This is a genomic window from Bacillus sp. RIT 809 (assembly GCF_016892495.1).
Classification (GTDB): domain Bacteria; phylum Bacillota; class Bacilli; order Bacillales; family Bacillaceae_G; genus Bacillus_A; species Bacillus_A cereus_U.
Genome location: NZ_JAFEMR010000013.1, coordinates 130179 through 149744 on the forward strand (window position 1 = coordinate 130179; position 19566 = coordinate 149744).

Genomic DNA, 19566 nt, shown 5'->3' on the forward strand with positions numbered 1-19566 from the left:
CACGTTCTTCTATCGAAATATATGTAAGCATAGCTTGTACATATTCGTATCAAGGTGCATTTTTTCAATGGGGAAAAGAAGCTTATGTTATAATATAAGAACGAAACTATAGATAAAGAGTATAAGGAGGACTTATGGAGAAAAAGCAACATCGAAAAGAAAGTGTTATTCATCTTGTATATCGTTTAGTTATGATTGTCTTTGGGGCAGCGTGTGCGGCGGTAGCGATTGAACTGTTTTTAATGCCAAATAAAATTATTGATGGTGGAATTATTGGTATTTCTCTTATATTAGATTATCTTACTCCTAATATTTGGTGGTTAAGTTTTTCTACTTTAGTTGTTATCCTCAATATTCCTTTTATGTACTCCGGGTATAAGCAAATTGGAAAAACATTCATGTTATCTTCAGCATTTGGAATTGTAGCTTTAGCATTTATTGAATCAACGTTGCATGCTATACCGCCATTTACAACAGAGCCGATTTTAGCAACAGTTTTCGGCGGTCTTATTTTAGGGATTGGTGTAGGACTTGTTATTCGTCATGGTGGATCGTTAGACGGAACGGAGATTATGGGAATTCTATTAACGAAGAAATTACCGTTTTCTGTTGGTGAATTCGTAATGTTTGTGAACTTATTCATTTTTGCATGGGCAGCATTTGTTTTTGGTGTTGAACAAGCGATGTATTCTGTTATGACGTACTATATCGCATTCAAAACAATTGATACGGTAATTCAAGGATTAGACGAAACGAAAGCAGTTTTAATCGTATCGGATCAATATGAGGAAGTATCAAATGCAATTTTACACCGCCTTGGTCGTGGAACAACAAAACTTGTTGCTAAAGGTGGCTATACAGATAAAGAAAAAGAAGTTATTTATGCAGTTGTAACACGTTTGGAAGTGACGAAGTTAAAATCAATTGTGCATGAAATTGATGAAAACGCATTTGTTACGATTATGAATACACAAGAGACAAATGGTGGTAAGTTTAAATCAGCAATTCACTAAAAATTTAATTGTAATATCTTTTGAAAGCAGAGAATTCTTCTCTGCTTTTTGTTATAATAATAAGGTTTCTTGAAATAAAGAATATATTTTAGGCAGATTGGTTTACAACTATAATAAGCTGTACTATAATTCAAATAGAGATAAATCGGAATCATTCTGAATTAAAATAGGTGAGATGATATGAATAATATATTGGAAATAGAAGGATTAACGTTTCGATATGAAGATCGAAACGTGTTAGAAGATATTAATTTGCAAGTTCCGAAGGGAGCTTTTTTAGGTTTAGTTGGACCAAATGGTTCAGGGAAATCGACTTTACTTAAATGTTTATTGGGTGTTTTAAAACCAAAGCAAGGAAGTATTAGATTGTTTGGCATTGATAGTAAGAAATTTAAAGAGTGGAATAAAGTTGGTTATGTATCCCAAAAGGCAAGTAGTTTTAACTCAGGTTTCCCAGCAACTGTTTTTGAAGTTGTTTCAATGGGGCTCGTTTCGAAAAAGGGGCTTTTTCGCTTTTTTACGAAAGACGATAATGCGAAAGTAGAAAAAGCGATTGCTGATGTAGGTATGAGTGAGTTTCAAGGTCGCAACATTGGAGAACTTTCTGGTGGACAACAGCAGCGTGTATTTATTGCTCGTGCACTTGTAAGTAATCCGGAATTGCTTATTTTGGACGAACCTACTGTTGGAATCGATGTGAAAAATGTGGAAAGCTTCTATGAGATACTAGAGGATTTAAACAAAAGGCTCGGGATCACGTTAATTCTTGTTACGCACGATATGGGTGCTGTAACAGAGAAGGTGACGCATGTTGCATGTTTAAATCAGCATCTACATTTCCATGGGAATGTAGAGAAATTCCGAGAGTTAGAAGATGCAGAAATGTCGATTTTATATGGGCATCATGTTCATCGCTTAGAACATGAACATGGGCATCACGGGAGGATATAATGATACAGGATTTTTTACAATATGATTTTTTACGTAATTCTTTATACGCTGGTGTTTTAATTGGGCTTGTCGGACCACTTATCGGCGTGTTCGTTGTAATTCGCCGCATGTCGCTTATTGCGGATGCATTAAGTCATGTGACGTTATCAGGAATTGCAGCCAGTTTATTACTTGAAAAGACAATCTTTACTGGAGGGTTTTTAAACCCTTTATATATGGGAATGTTTTTTTCAATCGGTGGAGCATTGCTAATTGAAAAATTACGTACTGTATATAAACATTATCAAGAGTTAGCAATTCCGATTATACTTTCAGCAGGGATGGGGATTGGAGTTATCTTCATTTCACTTGCTAATGGATTCAATACGGATTTATTTAGTTATTTATTTGGTAGTGTAAGTGCTGTGACAAGTGCGGATTTAATTATTATTGGTATAGTAGCAATTGTAGTTATTATAACGATTGTTTTATTATACAAAGAGTTGTTTTTACTATCATTTGATGAGGAATACGCTGTATCAACCGGTTTGAGTGCAAAGTGGATTCACTTTATTTTCATTATATTAGTTGCTCTTGTAATTGCGGTATCAATGCGTGTTGTAGGTGTTCTTCTCGTATCATCTTTAATGACGTTACCAGTTGCAGCAAGTATTCGTATTGCAAAAGGATTTAAACAAACAATTTTCTTTTCCATTTTATTTGGTGAAATTGCAGTAATTGGTGGAATGTTTGCTTCGTATCAACTTGATCTAGCACCAGGTGGTACAATTGTTATGATAGCGGTTCTTATTTTAATCGGTGCGATTTTATGGAAGAAGAAAAAAACTGCATAAAGTAGGGATAGGTATGAATCTAACAGAAGCTTTACGCCTAATGAAGGAAAAAGGATATAAACATACGGGGAAAAGGGAAGAGATGCTAAGATTATTCGCGGCGCATAATCGGTATTTAACCGCAAAAGATGTTTTAGAACATATGAAGGATGATTATCCAGGACTTAGTTTCGATACGATTTATCGTAACTTAACGGTTTTTGCTGAAATTGGTGTTTTAGAGCAAACGGAATTAAATGGTGAAAAACATTTTCGTTTTATGTGCTCTATTATGGAACATCATCATCATTTCATTTGTTTAGATTGTGGTGGTACGAAAGAAATCACTTCTTGCCCAATGGATTTTATGAATAAAGATTTTAAAGGTTATGAGGTAACGGGACATAAGTTCGAAATATATGGTCGTTGTCCAAAATGTGCAAAATAAGAGAACTCGTCGGTTATATAACTGACGAGTTTTTAATTTAAATGTAAAAAAGGTTGCTCACAAAAATTGTGGGCAACCTTTTTTTTATTGTTCTTGTTTTTCTTTTTCTTTTTCTTTTTCTCGTTCGGCAGCCATTTCAGCAGCGATTACATCAATTTCTTTTTTCAGTTCTTCTACCATTGTTTCTTCTGGTACTTTACGAACGACTTGCCCTTTACGGAATAATAAACCTTCTCCGCGTGCACCAGCAATACCGATGTCGGCTTCACGAGCTTCACCAGGACCGTTTACGGCGCAGCCGAGTACTGCAACCTTAATTGGAACTTTAAGTGTAGAGATGTATTCTTCGACTTCATTAGCAATGCTAATTAGGTCGATTTCAATACGACCACAAGTTGGACAAGAAATAAGTGTTGCGGCATTAGATGCAAGACCGAATGACTTTAATAGTTCACGTGCAACCTTTACTTCTTCAACTGGATCAGCACTTAAAGAAATACGAAGTGTATTTCCAATACCTTTACTTAAAATTGCTCCAAGACCAGCGGCGCTTTTTACAGTTCCAGCAAACAATGTTCCTGATTCTGTAATACCTAAATGTAATGGATAATCAAAAGCGCGAGCAGCTTTTTCGTATGCTTCAATTGCTAAGTTAACATCAGAGGCTTTCATTGATACGATAATATCGTGGAAATCTAAGTCCTCTAAAATTTTAATATGGTGCAGTGCGCTCTCGACCATACCATCAGCAGTTGGATATCCATACTTTTCTAAAATATGACGTTCTAATGAACCGGCATTTACACCGATACGGATTGGAATGCCACGCTCTTTCGCTGCATTTACAACAGCTTCTACTTTATGGCGACGTCCAATGTTACCTGGATTGATACGTACTTTATCAATGCCGCCTTCGATTGCTTTTAAAGCAAGGCGATAATCAAAATGAATATCAGCAACAAGTGGAATGTTGATTTGTTTTTTAATATCAGCAATAGCATTTGCTGCGCGTTCGTCTGGAACAGCAACACGAACAACTTGACAGCCAGCTTCTTCTAGACGTTTAATTTCAGCAACTGTAGCCTCAACATCATGTGTTTTTGTTGTCGTCATACTTTGTATAATTAATTCATTGTTACCGCCAATTGTTAAATTACCGACTTTAACTGGACGTGTTTTTGTACGTTGAGTCATTTCATTCACGAATTGATCGCTCTCCTTATAAAAGAAGTTTCTTATTTTAGTCCCTTACATCAATGATAGTATGTGTGAGAAAGGGCTATGGAAACCAAAGTACTCGGTTTCACTTTTACTATTGTATCAGCGCCTTTATGTAATTGACAAGGATTAAGTGATTGCTTATTGATATAACGGGAATTTATAAGACTTTCCAACTTGGATTTTTGTAGCAGATGTATTTTTATTTAATTGCTTAAAATCATCAATTACTTTTTCAATAGAAGGAATTTTTTTCTTATTAATCGCTTCTGTAATAGAAAGAACTGTATCGCCAGTTTTTACTTCGATTGCTTTATAAGCTGTATCCGTTTCTTTTTCTGCTTCTTTCTCTTTATTTTGTTTTGTATCTGTATTTTCTTGTTTTATCGTTTGGGCAGCAGAGGTTTTTTTGTATGAACTTAACATCGGTAAAGTACCGATTTTTATGTCGTAATAAAATATATAACCGAGGACAAGCACGAATAAGAGTACACCTAATCTCTTCATATCCTTCACTCCTTTGCTAGGAATATATGCTTGTCCAAAAAAAAAATGCCTATTTAGGCATTTTTTTATAGTTCTTGTTTTTCTTTCGGTTTTGGAACTTCTTTAATTGTTAAGTATAGAACGATTAAAACAACTGCAATGTAAATGAATGTTGCGCCAGGTACGTTTATTTTGAATAAATCCATAATCATAAAGAAGATTGTTGGAATTGTGTAGCTGTAAGCAGTTAATGTCCAAACTTGTTTATAAGATAATTTGCGTTGACCGCTCATCGCAGAACCGATGAAGGCAAGCAATGTAACTCCTACAAAGGTAATAAATAATTGGAACAAGTACAGTAAGAACCCAATAACGAATAATAAGATTGGATAAATACTGTCAAATAACGAAATGAAATCTTGTAAATCCTTTTTCTCAAGAGATGCGCCTAATAAGTCATTGTAGGAGTATGTTTGTGTTTGACCATTCCCCATGGAGACTACTTTATCTTTTAAAACAAATAAACCTGTTTTATTTTGATATTTTTCTAAGTCTGTTGAATTTGGATCAAATACGAAAAGGGCATTTCCGTCTTCTTTTTCGATAGGTTGATCAATATCAGCTGTTAGCTCACCATTTTCAATTTTAAAATCAGGTAAATCTTTTTCGATTACTTTATTTACCATGTTAACACCATCTTGAATAACGCTACCGTACAAGAAAGTTCTTGGAATAGTAGTGATTAGGCAAAGAAGCATAATATACAAAATGGTTTTACCGATTTTTTGAAAACGGAAAAGCGCCATATCTTTAGGCGAATATACGCTTTTTGCTAGCTGTGTAAAAATGGACATAGATTCACTTCCTTTATGTATGTGTAAAATCATTGTAACGTACGAATCTAGAGAAGCTCAAGATATATTATATTTACATATAGTAGAAAGGACTAAATTTCTTTTTATTAATTTACTTCTTTTAGTAGAGAAAAATACAATTGACACTTTTCTTTTGTATATGGTAAATTTATCTTACATTTTTCAAACGATATATCCGATGGGAATGTAGTTGTTTTTAATGGTACATACATAATCGTGGACCCTTAGCTCAGTTGGTTAGAGCAGACGGCTCATAACCGTCCGGTCGTAGGTTCGAGTCCTACAGGGTCCATATCCATTTCATATGTTTATTATGTCAGCAGGAAGCTTCCTTGTAGAAGGAAGCTTTTTTTCGGAATATATGAGCATTTTAATTGAAAAGAAGTGGGAATTTTGCTACTTTAATGATAGCAAGACAAAGCGATTTATTTGTTTGCACCCTATGGCAATTAGGGTAGAATGAAGTTGTAGGTCACATATGTAGTGACAATACATAAACCGGGAGGAATATAACAATGGCAAAACACGAATTACCAAATTTACCTTATGCGTATGATGCTTTAGAACCTCACTTTGATAAAGAAACAATGAACATCCATCATACAAAACATCACAACACGTATATTACAAACTTAAACGCTGCTTTAGAAGGTCATGCAGAATTAGCAGACAAAAGCGTTGAAGAATTAGTTGCAAACTTAAACGAAGTACCTGAAGCAATCCGTACAGCAGTACGTAACAATGGTGGCGGACATGCTAACCATACATTCTTCTGGACAATCCTATCTCCAAACGGCGGGGGACAACCAGTAGGCGAACTTGCAACTGCGATTGAAGCGAAATTCGGTAGCTTCGATGCATTCAAAGCAGAATTCGCAAAAGCTGGCGCAACTCGCTTCGGTTCTGGTTGGGCTTGGTTAGTAGTAAACAATGGTGAGTTAGAAGTAACAAGCACTCCAAACCAAGATTCTCCTCTAACTGAAGGTAAAACTCCAGTTATCGGTTTAGATGTTTGGGAGCATGCTTACTACTTAAATTACCAAAATCGTCGTCCTGACTACATCGGTGCATTCTGGAACGTTGTAGATTGGAACGTTGCTGAAAAACTTTACCAAGAAGCAAAATAATTGAAGTTAATACAGCTAGAAAAAAGCTAGGAGTTTTCTCCTAGCTTTTTTCTATGCTCTCCTTTTACATAATTGAGCTTGTCTTTGGAAGACTAGAACATGAAGTAAAGGAGAGTTGTGTATGAAGTGGAAACATGTAATTGGTGATGTTGAAGTGAATCGGGATTTAGTATTATTGCTCGTTATAGGAGGTTTATACACGCTCGCAATTTCTTTATCGAATACGTTTGTAAACATTTATTTATGGAAGCAAACACAAAATTATGTAAATCTGGGCTTGTATAATTTGGCCAGCGTTGTATTGCAGCCTCTAACATTTCTTGTGGGCGGGAAATTAGCGAAACGTATTGATCGCTCGATTTTATTGCGAATCGGTGTAGGCACGTTAGCTGTTTTTTTTATCGTCGTTTTAGTAGCGGGAAAAAGTGCATCTCACTATATTTTACTAATGGGAGCCCTTTTAGGAGTTGGTTATGGTTTCTATTGGCTCGCTTTTAACTTGTTGACATTTGAGATTACAGAACCAGAAACAAGAGATTTTTTTAACGGTTTTCTCGGACTTCTTACATCTTTCTCTGGAATGATTGGACCGATAGCTGCAGGATATACAATTTCACGTATGGAAAAATGGAGCGGTTATACTGTCGTTTTCTTCCTCTCGTTAATGCTATTTGCGGTTGCAGTCGTTCTAAGCTTTTTTTTATCGAAGAGGGAATGTGAAGGACGCTATGAAATTGTGCAAGTATTGAAAGAGCGGCAAGTTGATGAAAACTGGGGAAGAATTACGCGTGCTCATTTCTTCCAAGGCTTGAGAGAGGGAACGTTTATTTTCGTTATTTCGGTATACGTCTATTTAGCATCTGGTAGCGAGTTAGCACTAGGGAAGTATAGTTTAGTGAATTCTGCAGTATCATTTGTATGCTATTATTTAGTTACTCGTCTGTTAAAGAAAGAATGGCGAAAAAAAGCAATTTTACTTGGTGGCATTATTTTATATGCGGTCGTATTTTTAGTTATTTTCAATGTTACATATACGAAATTACTTATTTATGCAGCATGTATTGCGGTTGCATATCCCATTTTACTCGTTCCGTACGGATCCATGACATACGATGTAATTGGTAGAGCAAAACAGGCGAGAGAATGGCGTGTAGAATATGTAGTTGTCAGGGAATTATGGTTAAATGCCGGAAGAATTTGTTCCATTTTAAGTTTTTTATGTGCTGTAACATTCTTTCCTCCTGAAAAAAGTTTACCGTTCTTACTATGTATTTTAGGAGCTGGACATTTTCTTATTTATTTTGCAGTTAAAAATGTCAAATATGATGAGGGAAATGTGAACAAAACCAGCGTTGTAGCGCAAGGAACCACGCAGAATCAAACTGAACCAGAAGGTTAACTTATCGTTTGTTTTATGCTAGAATAGAAAAAGATGTAAGACAGCAGTGAGGGCACCTGTATGAAGGTGTCCCTTTCACATTACATAGCTGTTGGTAGAGGGGGTTTGTATGAGTAAGAAGCAGAAAAAGAACCAAACAAAGACAAAAACCCACGTTCCCTTTCGGTTAAACGTGTTGTTTTTTTGCGTGTTTTTAATGTTCTCCGCAGTTATTGTAAGGCTTGGATACGTACAAATTGTTCGTGGCGAGGAATATAAAAATGAAGTTGAGAAAAAAGAAAATTCAACGATAAGTAATCCTGTACCACGCGGGAAAATATTTGATCGTAATGGAGAAGCGGTCGTAGATAATGAGCCTATTCGTACAATTACATTTACAAAAATGAAGGGATCAACTGCAGCAGATCGCTTAGAAACGGCGAAAAAGTTAGCAGATTTAATTGAAGTCCCAACAGATAAGTTAACAGATCGCGATAAAAAAGATTATTGGCTTGCTTTACATAAAGAAGAAGCAAAAGCAAAAATCACAAAAAAAGATCGTGAAGAGTTGAAAGCGAATAAAATTGAAGATAAAGAACTGGATGAACGTCAACGAAATCGTGTAACAGAAGAAGAGATTAATCAACTGTCAGCAAAAGATTTAGAAATATTGGCGATCAAAAGTAAGATGGAAAGCGGATATGCAATGACGCCGCAAATCGTTAAAAAAAATGCAACACCGGAAGAATACGCGATTATTAGTGAAAATTTAGCGAAATTACCAGGTGTAGATACAAATGTCGACTGGGAACGAAAATATAAGTATGATGATACGCTCCGAAGTGTACTTGGTGGTGTAACGACTGCTGATGAAGGGTTACCGAGAGAGCGATTAGATTACTACCTTGTTCGCGATTATAATCGTAATGATCGCGTAGGGAAAAGTTACCTTGAGCAACAATATGAAGATAGTTTACACGGTACAAAATCCGAAGTGAGAAATGTTACAGATAAAGACGGAAATATTTTAGAAACTATTAATGTGTCACAAGGACAACGAGGTAACGATCTGAATTTAACAATCGATATGGAATTACAAAAGCGCGTAGAAGAAATTCTTGCGAAAAACTTAATGAGATTTAAAGGGAGCGAACCTCTTTTAGACCGTGCATTCGTTGTAATGATGAACCCGAAAAATGGTGAAGTTTTATCTATGGCGGGGAAACAATTAGTGGATAAAGACGGCGAAACGAAAGTAGAAGATTTTGCATTAGGAACGATGACGAGTTCTTATCCGATGGGTTCAACTGTAAAAGGTGCGACAGTACTTACGGGATATCAAACTGGCGCGATTCAACCTGGATCTGTACAGTTAGATGAACCAATTAAATTAAAAGGTACACAAACAAAATCATCATGGAAAACGATGGGATACATTAATGACCTGACAGCGTTAAAAATGTCTTCAAACGTTTATATGTTTAAAACAGCGATGAATATCGCTGGGGTTCCATATGTGCGAGGCGGTACGTTAGATATACCACAAAAATCATATGATACTATGCGTTACTATTTCGGTCAATTTGGACTTGGTGTAAAAACTGGCATTGATTTACCGAATGAAACGGCTGGACAAAGAGGTAGAACAGATCAGATACCAGGTTTCTTATTAGATTTATCAATCGGACAGTATGATACGTATACACCGCTTCAATTAGCGCAATATATTTCGACGATTGCAAATGGTGGATATCGTATGCAACCTCAAGTTGTAAAGGAAATTCGTCAGCCATCGGCGAAGCCCGAGGAAGTTGGGAAAGTTGTTCAATCCATGGAACCGAAAGTATTAAATCGTGTTGATATGCCTGAATCACAAATTAAACGTGTTCAAGAAGGATTTAGACAAGTGTTTAACGATACAGGTGGTACAGCTACAAAATACTTTGCAGGTGCACCATATAAAGCAGCTGGGAAAACAGGTACAGCTCAAACTGTATATGGCGGAGATAAAGAGATTGGTAGAAATGCAAAAGGTGAGCGTAAAGAAACATATAACTTAACATTAGTAGGTTATGCGCCACTTGAAGATCCAGAAGTAGCATTTTCTGTTGTTGTGCCATGGGTACATGATGATAAAACAGGGATTAATGGATATATTGGTCGTGAAATAATGGACGCTTACTTTGATTTGAAAAAACAAGCATTAACTGGTGAAGCTCCAAAAGATGAAAAAGAGAAAAAAAGTAATGCACAAGATGATGAATAAAAAAGTTGTAAAAAAAGCACACTATCTGAAAAGATAGTGTGCTTTTTTTTATGCTTTATGCATATGGTTTAGTAAATGTGGACAAGCGTAAAATGTTGAAAAAACATGTAGTTTCAAAAACGATGAACACAACAAGGTTAGTGCATACGCTCTAAGTTTGTCTTGTGTGATAGGTGATAGCAGTTTTATGGATGATTAGAAAATTTCCTGCATCTAAAGTACAAAAGTGAAAATAAAGTTTGTGTATACAGTTGTTTTTGTGGAACTTTACAAAACTTTTACAAACAATTAAAACCGAATTAATAGTTTAGCAGTATTCTTATATCTGTAATCCTGTTATTTCCGGTTACTTCTAGGAGGAAGAACACGTGAAATGGATGAGCGCATCGATTAAAGTTTTGACATTATCGACATGTTTCCTTTGTTTTAATATGTCTACTGCATTCGCTACAAATGAAATGGGAGAAGTGAGAGTTGATGGATCCTCAACGGTTTTTCCTATTATAGAGGCAGTAGCAGAGGAATATACAAAGGCCCATCCAAACGTGAAAATTTCTATTAGTATTTCTGGGACAGGAGGAGGATTTAATCGTTTCAGTAAAGGAGAAGTAGATATAAACAATGCTTCGAGATTGATGAAACCGGTAGAAGAAAATGCAATGCAGAAAAACTCCATTCAATTTACACCATTTGAGGTTGCTTATGATGGTCTAACGATTGTTGTGAATCGTCAAAATACGTGGGTAAACAATATGACGATAGACGAGTTACGTCTATTATGGAGTGAAAATGGAAGATTGAAACGGTGGTCACAAATTCATTCATCATGGCCACGTGAACAAGTTAAATTTTATGCGCCAGGCGTAGACTCTGGTACTTATGATTATTTCCAAAATGTTGTCTTACAAAATAATCGCCTTGTAAAAACGGTTTCTTTGTCTGAAGACGATCAAGTTATTATGCAAGGGGTAATGAATGATAAAAATGCCATTGCTTTTGTAGGATATGCTTATTATATGGCCAATCGAGATAAGGTAAAAGCAATACAGGTGGATGGTGTATTTCCAACGAAAGAGACCATTCAATCGGGTACGTATAAGCCATTATCTAGGCCGCTATTTACGTATGTGAATCATGCATCTATCAGAAATAAAATTAATGTAGCAAATTATGTTGAGTTTATGATTAAGCATGTTGGAAGCCTTGCTGAAGAGGTCGGATATGTAAAATTACCAAAAGAAAAATATAATGAACAGCTGCGAATGTTAACAGAAATAAAAAGGTAATGTCAGGGTGGAAAGGGGTTTTCATCTTTGGCTCATAATGACAAAAGTCAAATTACATTTTCTGTACAACATTTGATTGAGAGAAATACAAATAGAAGAAAAAAAACGCAGCGAATCAATCGAATTGTTCCGTTAATACTAAAAGTCATTGCTAGCGTGTCCATTGTAACGACACTTGGAATTATTATTACGTTGGCAAATGAAACAATCATGTTTTTTCAAAAGATATCATTGTATTCTTTTTTGACAGAGAAAGAATGGTTACCTTTTTTTGAAGATCCGAAATTCGGTATATTACCACTTATATGTGGAACAATCCTTGTAACAGCAATTGCCATGTTCGTAGCAATTCCTATTGGTTTAGGTTGTGCCGTGTTTTTAAGCGAATACGCTTCGAATGGCGCTCGGAAAATATTAAAACCGTTGTTAGAGCTACTAGCAGGCATCCCGACAATTGTATATGGTTTTTTCGCGTTAACAGTTGTCACACCACTTTTACAACGCGTTATACCAGATTTGCAGTTTTTTAATGCTATTAGTCCAGGTATTGTTATAGGGTTCATGATGATCCCGACGATTGCGTCTCTATCTGAAGATGCGATGAGAGCTGTAGAAAAAGGAATTAAAGAAGCCTCATTAGCGCTAGGAGCGACTCGTTTTGAAATGGTAAAACAAGTGGTGTTTCCATCGGCTTTTACGGGCATAATGGCAGCGATTATATTAGCAGCTTCTAGGGCGATTGGTGAAACGATGATTGTTGTTATTGCAGCTGGATCAACACCTAATGTATCGATAGATCCGACTCATTCTATTCAAACATTAACAGCCTATATTGTACAAGTGAGTTTAGGAGATGCTCCGCACGGAACGATTACTTATTACAGCATGTATGCTGTAGGTGCAACGTTATTTATGTTTACTTTTATTATGAATATCATTTCGCAATATATTATGCGCCGTTTTAGGAGGGTGACATAATATGCGAATGTTAAACCATAAAAAAATACAAGAAAATATGGCATCGCGTTTTTTAAAGGATCGGATTTACAAGTGTTTGTTTTATATAGCAATTTTGTTTTCAGTAGTAATACTTTTTATATTGCTTTTTCAAATTTTTGAAAAAGGTATAAGTTATCTTTCAATAGATTTCTTTACAAACTTCGCCTCGCGTAATCCGAGAGAAGCTGGTATTGTTGCTGCTTTGTCAGGAACAATACTATTTATGAGCATTGTTATACCGGTCTCTTTTATATTTGGAGTCGGAACAGCTCTTTATTTAGAGCATTATGCGAAGGAGTCCGTTTTTAAAAAGTTAATTGAATTAAATAATCAAACATTAGCAGGGGTACCTTCCGTTGTGTTTGGTTTACTCGGGTTAACTATTTTCGTATACGCTCTCCATTTAGGAGAGAGCATAATTGCAGCGGCACTGACGATGAGTTTACTCGTCTTACCAACTGTTGTTGTAGCTAGTCAAGAAGCGATTCGAACTGTGCCGAGCTCATTACTAGAGGCTTCTTACGGATTAGGTGCCACGAAGTGGCAAACGATGTATCAAATTGTATTGCCAGTAGCTTTACCAGGAATTGTAACGGGATGTACGTTAGCGGTATCGAGAGCAATTGGTGAGGCAGCACCATTATTAGTCATTGGGGCCCTTGCCTTTGCAAATTATGTTCCGTTCAGTATGTTTGATAGATTTACGGTTTTACCAATTCAAATTTTTAATTGGATGAGTAGACCACAAGAAGAATTTCAGTATGTAGCAGCAGCCGGGATGATTGTTTTGTTAGGATTGTTGCTCTTTATAAATATATTTGTCTTATGGTTACGAAATCGAAAATAAGTTGGAAGTGGATGAAAGGGGAATTCAAATGGTAGCAACAGTAGTAAATGTACAGGTGAAAAACGAGAAAAAGATTGAGACAGCACCAAAAAAAGTGGTATTTGATACGAAAAATTTAAATTTATGGTACGGAGAAGACCACGCTTTAAAAGATATCAACTTAAGTATTCATGAGAATGAAGTAACAGCGATTATCGGTCCAAGTGGTTGTGGTAAATCAACGTACTTAAAAACACTAAATCGTATGGTAGAGCTAGTGCCTATCGTTCGAACTACGGGCGTTATCGAATATAGAGAACGAAACATATTCGAAAAGTCATATCCGGTTGAAGAATTGCGTACGCATGTGGGAATGGTGTTCCAAAAGCCAAATCCATTCCCAAAATCTATTTATGAAAATGTAGCATATGGCCCGAAAATCCATGGTGTTCGTGACAAAAAAACACTTGATGAAATCGTTGAGAACAGCTTACGCGGAGCAGCTATTTGGGATGAGTTAAAAGATCGTTTGCACGATAATGCATACGGTTTATCTGGTGGACAGCAACAGCGCCTATGTATTGCACGCTGCTTAGCGATTGAGCCAGACGTAATTTTAATGGATGAGCCAACGTCGGCGCTAGATCCAATTTCAACATCAAAAGTAGAAGAGCTAATTCAGGAATTAAAGAAAGATTTTAGTATTGTTATCGTGACGCACAATATGCAACAAGCAGCACGTATTTCAGATAAAACCGCTTTCTTCTTAAGTGGAGAAGTTGTGGAATATACAGATACGAACAAGTTATTTACAACACCTACAGATAAGCGTACAGAAGACTACATTACAGGACGATTTGGTTGATATTGCTGTAAGGCTAAGAGTAAATGCTCTCTTAACAGAGGGTAACTAACTGTTACGATTTATTTAACCAATTATAACCAAAGTTAATTAAAGATATCAGTAAGCCCTGCTAGTCAAGTGATTGGCTAGTAGTGAGGGTTAACTGCGGGCAATCCCTAAAGCTGATTGAACTACAACGTGGCTAGAAATGGTGAGCGTGAATGTTGCGAAAGTAGAAAAAATCAATCAGATGATTAAGGAGTTGACTTCTGATGATATTGGCGAAAAAAGTCAGACTGATTCCAACGCCTGAACAAGAAAAAGTGCTTAGAAATCATGCTGGAGCTTCAAGATTCGCTTATAACTATTGTAAAAGAATGAGTGATAGATACTATAAGCTATTTGGAAAATCTGTTTCACAGTTAGCTTTACAGAAACGATTTACAAAGATCAAGAAGCGAAAGCGATATGAGTGGTTAAATGACATCAACGCACAAGTTCCAAAACAGTCTTCAAAAGATTTTGATAAGGCGAGAAGAAATTCGTTCAAAAAGTACAAAAATGGTTATCACACTTCTTATAAATCCAAAAAAGATTTAATTCAAGGATTTTATGCCAATTATGAAAGACTGATTATAGGAAAGAAAGTAGTTGATATTCAGTCTATTGGAGAAGTGAAAACAAGCCAACAACTACCAAGAAACAAAAAATCATCAAATCCAAGAGTTACATTTGATGGTCGTCACTGGTGGATTAGTGTAGGGTTCCAGGAAGACTTTGAATCACAAGAACTAACCAATGAGTCGATTGGTGTGGATGTTGGTTTAAAAGAGCTGTTTGTAGCTTCTAATGGTACGAAAGAACGAAATATAAACAAAGATGCTAAGGTTAAAAAACTTTTGAAAAGGAAAAAGTCAGCGCAAAGAGATATGTCTAGGAGATTTAAAAAAGGTGTGAAATTTCAATCTGCCGGATATGAAAAAGCTAAAACTGAGCACCTTCGGTTATCTAGGAAAATTACGAATATCCGAAATAACCATATCCATCAATCAACAGCTAAATTGGTGAAAACCAAACCAATGAGGATTGTTGTGGAAGACTTACCTATCTCAAACCTGTTAAAAAACAAAAAACTATCGAAAGCATTTTTATTTCAAAAATTAAACTTCTTCTTTCAATGTTTATCATACAAGTGTGAGAAGTACGGCATTGAATATGTAAAAGCTGATAAATGGTTCGCTTCCAGCAAGATTTGCTCATGTTGCGGAGTTAAATACGACCATTCAGTTCAAACAGAAGGACAGTGGAGTTTAAAGATTCGTGAATGGGACTGTGTTCAATGCAATAGCCATCACGATAGGGATTTAAATGCTTCGATAAATTTATCAAGATGGGTAAAATAAATGCTTGATAATATGAGGTAACGATACTGCCTCGTGTGGAGTGTTATACCCCTCGTCCCTTCGGGGTTGCGAGAACACTTTGAAGCACTAACTTGTGTGAATTTGATTGAATTGTATAGATTTAGTTAAGTTTATCGTATCGGCATTTCTCACTTTCACCTCATTCTAATAGGGGAGTAATATTTCTCTTTTCTCAAGGCTTAATAAACATACAAGAGGCTGGGTAGGGGATTTATATAAAATGGCACATAATATTGAGGGGGAAGAAACGATGGTAAGAGAACAGTTTCAATATGATTTAAAAACGTTACAGCAAAAGGTGATCGAGCTTGGTGAGTTAGCAAGGGAAGCTTTATTGATTGCTATGGAAGGTCTTCACAACAGGGATATAGAGAAAGCGTTAGAAGTCATTGATGGGGATTATCGCATGGATAATTTAGAAGAGGAAATAAATGACCTTGCGCTTATGCTTATTACAAAGCAGCAGCCTGTAGCAAGTGATTTAAGAAGGATTTTTATTTCAATTAAAACAGCGACAGATTTAGAACGTATTGCAGACCATGCTGTTAATATTGCGAAATCAACAATTCGTCTTGGTGAAAAAGAAGTGGTCGTTAGCTTGCGTAATCTTGAGGAAATGTTTGAGATTGCTCATAAGATGTTAAATTTAGCATTAGAAGCATATGAGCAAGAAAATTTAACTTTTGCTAAACAAATTGCTGAAATGGATGATTCAGTTGATGAAATTTATGGGAAGGCGATTCGTGAATTTATTTCCTCTGTCCCTGGACAACCAGAAGCGATTACACAAATTACACAACTATCCTTTGTTGCAAGATATATTGAGCGTGTAGCAGACCATGTTACAAATATTGCTGAGAATGTATTTTATTTAGTAAAAGGAAAGCATTATTTATTGAATGAGTAGGGGGAAAAGTAGGTGATGAGAAATCACCTGCTTTTTTTAGTCAAAACATGACAAAAAAAGCTCGTTGTTTCCTTTAGTCTATGATGATAAGATGTATCATAATTAATGGGAAAATAAGTACATATGTGTTAATTACGTCTTATTAATTATTTTACTAAGTTAATGGTAAGCGCTTTCTTTTTTATCGGGAGTTAAAAGGTACATTTATTCATAAAGTGAGGCTTTAATTAGTGGGGCTGTCTCTCACTGATTGTTAGATCATACCAAAACGGACTTTTCCTGCAGTTAATGTGGGATAAATGATATACGGAGTTCTTGAACATTATATAAGTGGAGGCTGAAGTATATGAAGGGGGTTATTTTAGCTGGAGGAAAAGGGAGACGTCTTAGACCATTAACATGTAATACTCCAAAACCGATGTTACCATTGTTAGAAAAACCAGTTCTTGAATATAATATTGAATTATTACGTCAGCATGGTATTCGTGAAATTGCGATTACAGTTCAATATATGAGTACTGCCATTAAGCAATACTTTGGTGATGGTAGTAAGTGGGGAGTTAACTTGTATTATTTTGAAGATTCTCCTCCGCTTGGAACAGCAGGGAGCATTAAGCAAGCGGAAAGTTTTTTAGATGAAACATTTGTTGTTATTAGTGGGGATGCATTAACTGACTTTCAATTATCAGAAGGAATTGCATTTCATGAACAGAAGAAGAGAATGGTAACGATGTTTGCGAAAGAAGTAGAAAACCCACTCTCATTTGGGTTAGTTGTAATGAATAAAGAACAAGAAATTATACGATATATAGAAAAACCGAGCTGGAATGAAGTAGTTTCTAATATTGTGAATACAGGTATTTATATAATGGAGCCAGAAATCTTTTCTTACATACCATCCATGGAATTTTCGGATTTCAGTCATGATGTGTTTCCGTTATTGGCGAATAAAAATGCTTTATTTGCATATTTATCAGAAGACTATTGGCTAGATATTGGTACATTTGATCAATATCGGCAAGCTCAATTCGATTTGTTGACGAAAAAATTGAAGGTGCCTATTCCATATACAGAAGTATTACCAATGGTGTGGATGGGAGAAGGTGTAACGATAGGAAAAGGAACGAAAATTCATGGTCCTTCTTTTATTGGAGAAGGAGCAATGATTGGTGCGGGGGCTGTAATTGAACCGTACTCTATTATCGGGAAAAATAGTATCGTTTCAAGTTATTCTCATCTTCAAAAAAGTATCATTTTTGCAAACGCTCATATAGGAAAAAATTGTGAGTTGCTAGAAACAACAATAGGAGATCATACAATGGTCGAAGATGATGTTACACTTTTTCAAAAAAGTATTGTAGCGGACCATTGTCATATAGGGAAAAGTACAGTAATTAAGCAAAAAGGAAAAATATGGCCATATAAGGAGATAGATAGTCATTCGATAGTAGGTTCTGCCGGTGTTAAAGAGAGTGAAAAGAGTGCAGGGTGGTTACAAAAAAGCCGGATTGTAGGAAGGGGTAATGTTGAAATTACTCCTCAATTTATTGTGAAAGTTGCAATGGCTTATGGATCTCTTTTTGCCAAAGGAGAGAGTATATTGATTGGAAGTCAGGAAAATATAGAAACAACTTCCTTTAAAAATTTATTCCTCCATGCCATTCATGGCAGCGGGATTCATACGATGGAATGTAAAGAAATGAATGAGTCGCTTTTTCAGTATGCCATTCATAATTTGCAATGTGCAGGTGGAGTTTTCGTTCGAGTGGAGAGCGAAAGAGGGATTGTTATACAATTATATGGTAAGGAGGGCTCATTTTTAACGTATAAGCAGCAAAAAGCGATAGAACAAGTATATATGTCTGAGTCGTTTTATTACGCTTGTGAGAAAGAAATGGGACGAAATAAGCTAGTTCACGTTTCTGTAAATAATTATGTAGAATCTGTGTTAGAGCGTATTGATATTGAAACGATACAAAAACAGAAGTTTCATCTTCTTATTAATAAGAGAAATGATATGTTACAACATTTACTTATGCTCTTTCTACAAAGGCTTGGATGCACAGTTACATGGATTTATGCGAGTGAACAAAAAGATCATGTGAAAGCTCTGATGAAATCGAGTAAAGCAAATATGGCGCTTATGTTTTCTGAACATGGAAATCGCTTCGAATTATATGACACTCACAGTAATATTTACCAAGGAACTGATTTTGAAGAAGTAGATATTCCAGATTTATTACTCGAATCAGCAGATAATGTTTACCCAATGTCTTTGAAATTAGGGGAATGTTATCTCCTCTTTTATATGCATAATGAAAAAAACTCTTTTCAAATAAGATGGAAGCGAGATATTTTATATCGAATTGGAAAATTATTTGAATTAATAGCGTTGCAAGGAAAAACATTACTTAGCATAGCAGAGCAATCACCTCCACTGTATCTACTTTATGATGAAGTTGTATGTTCATGGAAGGAAAAAGGGAAAGTAATGAGGAAATTATTGGCCGATATGGAAATAAAAGAAGAAGGTATATTTGAAGGGATACAGTTCAAATATACAGAAAAAGAGTGGTCTTATATCGTTTCTGATACAAAACAACCAAAATTTTTGGTGTATTCACATGCTAGAAACCCAGTGATAGCAAGGGAAAACATGAAAAATCTTATAGAAAAAATTAGACAATATCAAAAGGTGTAGAATTT

The 19566-nt window shown here is 35.7% G+C and carries 17 protein-coding genes and 1 tRNA gene; 15 read left to right on the forward strand and 3 right to left on the reverse strand.

Translation table 11 applies throughout. The annotated features are described in order from the left end of the window. Window positions 1–134: 134 nt before the first annotated feature. The 4 genes from JTF23_RS15695 to JTF23_RS15710 all read left to right on the forward strand — a co-directional run bounded on the left by JTF23_RS15695 (window position 135) and on the right by JTF23_RS15710 (window position 3224). Entirely contained in the window at window positions 135–1013 is an 879-nt protein-coding gene (locus tag JTF23_RS15695) for a YitT family protein (RefSeq protein ID WP_002015168.1), read from the forward strand. 180 nt (window positions 1014–1193) lie between these two features. Continuing rightward, entirely contained in the window at window positions 1194–1964 is a 771-nt protein-coding gene (locus JTF23_RS15700; RefSeq protein ID WP_002111871.1) for a metal ABC transporter ATP-binding protein, read from the forward strand. After that, window positions 1964–2797: a metal ABC transporter permease gene (locus tag JTF23_RS15705; protein ID WP_002160460.1), complete on the forward strand. Its 834-nt coding sequence runs from the start codon at window positions 1964–1966 to the stop codon at window positions 2795–2797. The genes JTF23_RS15700 and JTF23_RS15705 overlap by 1 nt, the downstream gene beginning before the upstream one ends. 13 nt (window positions 2798–2810) lie before the next feature. Beyond that, the gene (locus JTF23_RS15710; protein ID WP_002067192.1) at window positions 2811–3224 is read left to right on the forward strand and encodes a Fur family transcriptional regulator; all 414 of its coding nucleotides are present in this window, start codon (window positions 2811–2813) and stop codon (window positions 3222–3224) included. Between the two features lie 84 nt (window positions 3225–3308). On the opposite strand, the gene ispG is transcribed toward JTF23_RS15710, so the two are convergent. The 3 genes from ispG to yqgB form a co-directional block, all read right to left on the reverse strand. Beyond that, a complete protein-coding gene (gene ispG, locus JTF23_RS15715) occupies window positions 3309–4418 on the reverse strand; it encodes a flavodoxin-dependent (E)-4-hydroxy-3-methylbut-2-enyl-diphosphate synthase (RefSeq protein ID WP_162208025.1) in 1110 nt (369 codons plus the stop codon). 165 nt (window positions 4419–4583) lie between these two features. Then, window positions 4584–4949 carry a hypothetical protein gene (locus tag JTF23_RS15720; protein WP_078180616.1) on the reverse strand — a complete coding sequence of 122 codons (366 nt, stop codon included), beginning with the start codon at window positions 4947–4949 and terminating at the stop codon, window positions 4584–4586. Between the two features lie 65 nt (window positions 4950–5014). Further along, window positions 5015–5782: a protein YqgB gene (gene yqgB / locus JTF23_RS15725; protein WP_002034056.1), complete on the reverse strand. Its 768-nt coding sequence runs from the start codon at window positions 5780–5782 to the stop codon at window positions 5015–5017. Between the two features lie 239 nt (window positions 5783–6021). Here yqgB and JTF23_RS15730 point away from each other — a divergent pair. From JTF23_RS15730 to JTF23_RS15780, 11 genes are all read left to right on the forward strand, one after another. Beyond that, window positions 6022–6095 (forward strand) — tRNA-Ile (locus JTF23_RS15730). A 223-nt stretch (window positions 6096–6318) separates the two neighbouring features. Then, complete coding sequence (gene sodA, locus JTF23_RS15735; protein WP_001052029.1) at window positions 6319–6930, forward strand: superoxide dismutase [Mn]; 612 nt, start codon at window positions 6319–6321, stop codon at window positions 6928–6930. Between the two features lie 121 nt (window positions 6931–7051). Next, window positions 7052–8329 carry an MFS transporter gene (locus tag JTF23_RS15740; protein WP_016106171.1) on the forward strand — a complete coding sequence of 426 codons (1278 nt, stop codon included), beginning with the start codon at window positions 7052–7054 and terminating at the stop codon, window positions 8327–8329. Window positions 8330–8438: 109 nt separating this feature from the next. Further along, window positions 8439–10574 (forward strand): peptidoglycan D,D-transpeptidase FtsI family protein, encoded by a 2136-nt coding sequence (locus JTF23_RS15745; RefSeq protein ID WP_204209129.1) that lies wholly within the window; start codon window positions 8439–8441, stop codon window positions 10572–10574. Window positions 10575–10942: 368 nt separating this feature from the next. Beyond that, window positions 10943–11860, forward strand: a complete 918-nt coding sequence (locus tag JTF23_RS15750; RefSeq protein WP_204209130.1) for a PstS family phosphate ABC transporter substrate-binding protein — start codon at window positions 10943–10945, stop codon at window positions 11858–11860. Window positions 11861–11887: 27 nt separating this feature from the next. Continuing rightward, the gene (gene pstC / locus JTF23_RS15755) at window positions 11888–12838 is read left to right on the forward strand and encodes a phosphate ABC transporter permease subunit PstC (RefSeq protein ID WP_002199339.1); all 951 of its coding nucleotides are present in this window, start codon (window positions 11888–11890) and stop codon (window positions 12836–12838) included. Window position 12839: 1 nt separating this feature from the next. Next, window positions 12840–13706, forward strand: coding sequence for a phosphate ABC transporter permease PstA (gene pstA, locus JTF23_RS15760; protein ID WP_002145719.1), 867 nt, complete (start codon window positions 12840–12842; stop codon window positions 13704–13706). Window positions 13707–13734: 28 nt separating this feature from the next. Then, complete coding sequence (gene pstB / locus JTF23_RS15765; protein ID WP_002160466.1) at window positions 13735–14550, forward strand: phosphate ABC transporter ATP-binding protein; 816 nt, start codon at window positions 13735–13737, stop codon at window positions 14548–14550. 251 nt (window positions 14551–14801) lie between these two features. Next, complete coding sequence (locus JTF23_RS15770; RefSeq protein ID WP_204209131.1) at window positions 14802–15932, forward strand: RNA-guided endonuclease InsQ/TnpB family protein; 1131 nt, start codon at window positions 14802–14804, stop codon at window positions 15930–15932. A 271-nt stretch (window positions 15933–16203) separates the two neighbouring features. Beyond that, the gene (gene phoU / locus JTF23_RS15775) at window positions 16204–16860 is read left to right on the forward strand and encodes a phosphate signaling complex protein PhoU (RefSeq protein WP_033711012.1); all 657 of its coding nucleotides are present in this window, start codon (window positions 16204–16206) and stop codon (window positions 16858–16860) included. 346 nt (window positions 16861–17206) lie between these two features. After that, window positions 17207–19561, forward strand: a complete 2355-nt coding sequence (locus JTF23_RS15780; protein WP_204209132.1) for a sugar phosphate nucleotidyltransferase — start codon at window positions 17207–17209, stop codon at window positions 19559–19561. The last annotated feature ends 5 nt before the right edge of the window (window positions 19562–19566 follow it).

Coding starts and splice junctions, on each gene's coding strand:
- JTF23_RS15695 (WP_002015168.1), top strand. CDS start 135: ATGGAGAAAAAGCAACATCGAAAAGAAAGTGTTATTCATCTTGTATAT.
- JTF23_RS15700 (WP_002111871.1), top strand. CDS start 1,194: ATGAATAATATATTGGAAATAGAAGGATTAACGTTTCGATATGAAGAT.
- JTF23_RS15705 (WP_002160460.1), top strand. CDS start 1,964: ATGATACAGGATTTTTTACAATATGATTTTTTACGTAATTCTTTATAC.
- JTF23_RS15710 (WP_002067192.1), top strand. CDS start 2,811: ATGAATCTAACAGAAGCTTTACGCCTAATGAAGGAAAAAGGATATAAA.
- ispG (WP_162208025.1), bottom strand. CDS start 4,418: ATGACTCAACGTACAAAAACACGTCCAGTTAAAGTCGGTAATTTAACA.
- JTF23_RS15720 (WP_078180616.1), bottom strand. CDS start 4,949: ATGAAGAGATTAGGTGTACTCTTATTCGTGCTTGTCCTCGGTTATATA.
- yqgB (WP_002034056.1), bottom strand. CDS start 5,782: ATGTCCATTTTTACACAGCTAGCAAAAAGCGTATATTCGCCTAAAGAT.
- sodA (WP_001052029.1), top strand. CDS start 6,319: ATGGCAAAACACGAATTACCAAATTTACCTTATGCGTATGATGCTTTA.
- JTF23_RS15740 (WP_016106171.1), top strand. CDS start 7,052: ATGAAGTGGAAACATGTAATTGGTGATGTTGAAGTGAATCGGGATTTA.
- JTF23_RS15745 (WP_204209129.1), top strand. CDS start 8,439: ATGAGTAAGAAGCAGAAAAAGAACCAAACAAAGACAAAAACCCACGTT.
- pstA (WP_002145719.1), top strand. CDS start 12,840: ATGCGAATGTTAAACCATAAAAAAATACAAGAAAATATGGCATCGCGT.
- pstB (WP_002160466.1), top strand. CDS start 13,735: ATGGTAGCAACAGTAGTAAATGTACAGGTGAAAAACGAGAAAAAGATT.
- JTF23_RS15770 (WP_204209131.1), top strand. CDS start 14,802: ATGATATTGGCGAAAAAAGTCAGACTGATTCCAACGCCTGAACAAGAA.
- phoU (WP_033711012.1), top strand. CDS start 16,204: ATGGTAAGAGAACAGTTTCAATATGATTTAAAAACGTTACAGCAAAAG.
- JTF23_RS15780 (WP_204209132.1), top strand. CDS start 17,207: ATGAAGGGGGTTATTTTAGCTGGAGGAAAAGGGAGACGTCTTAGACCA.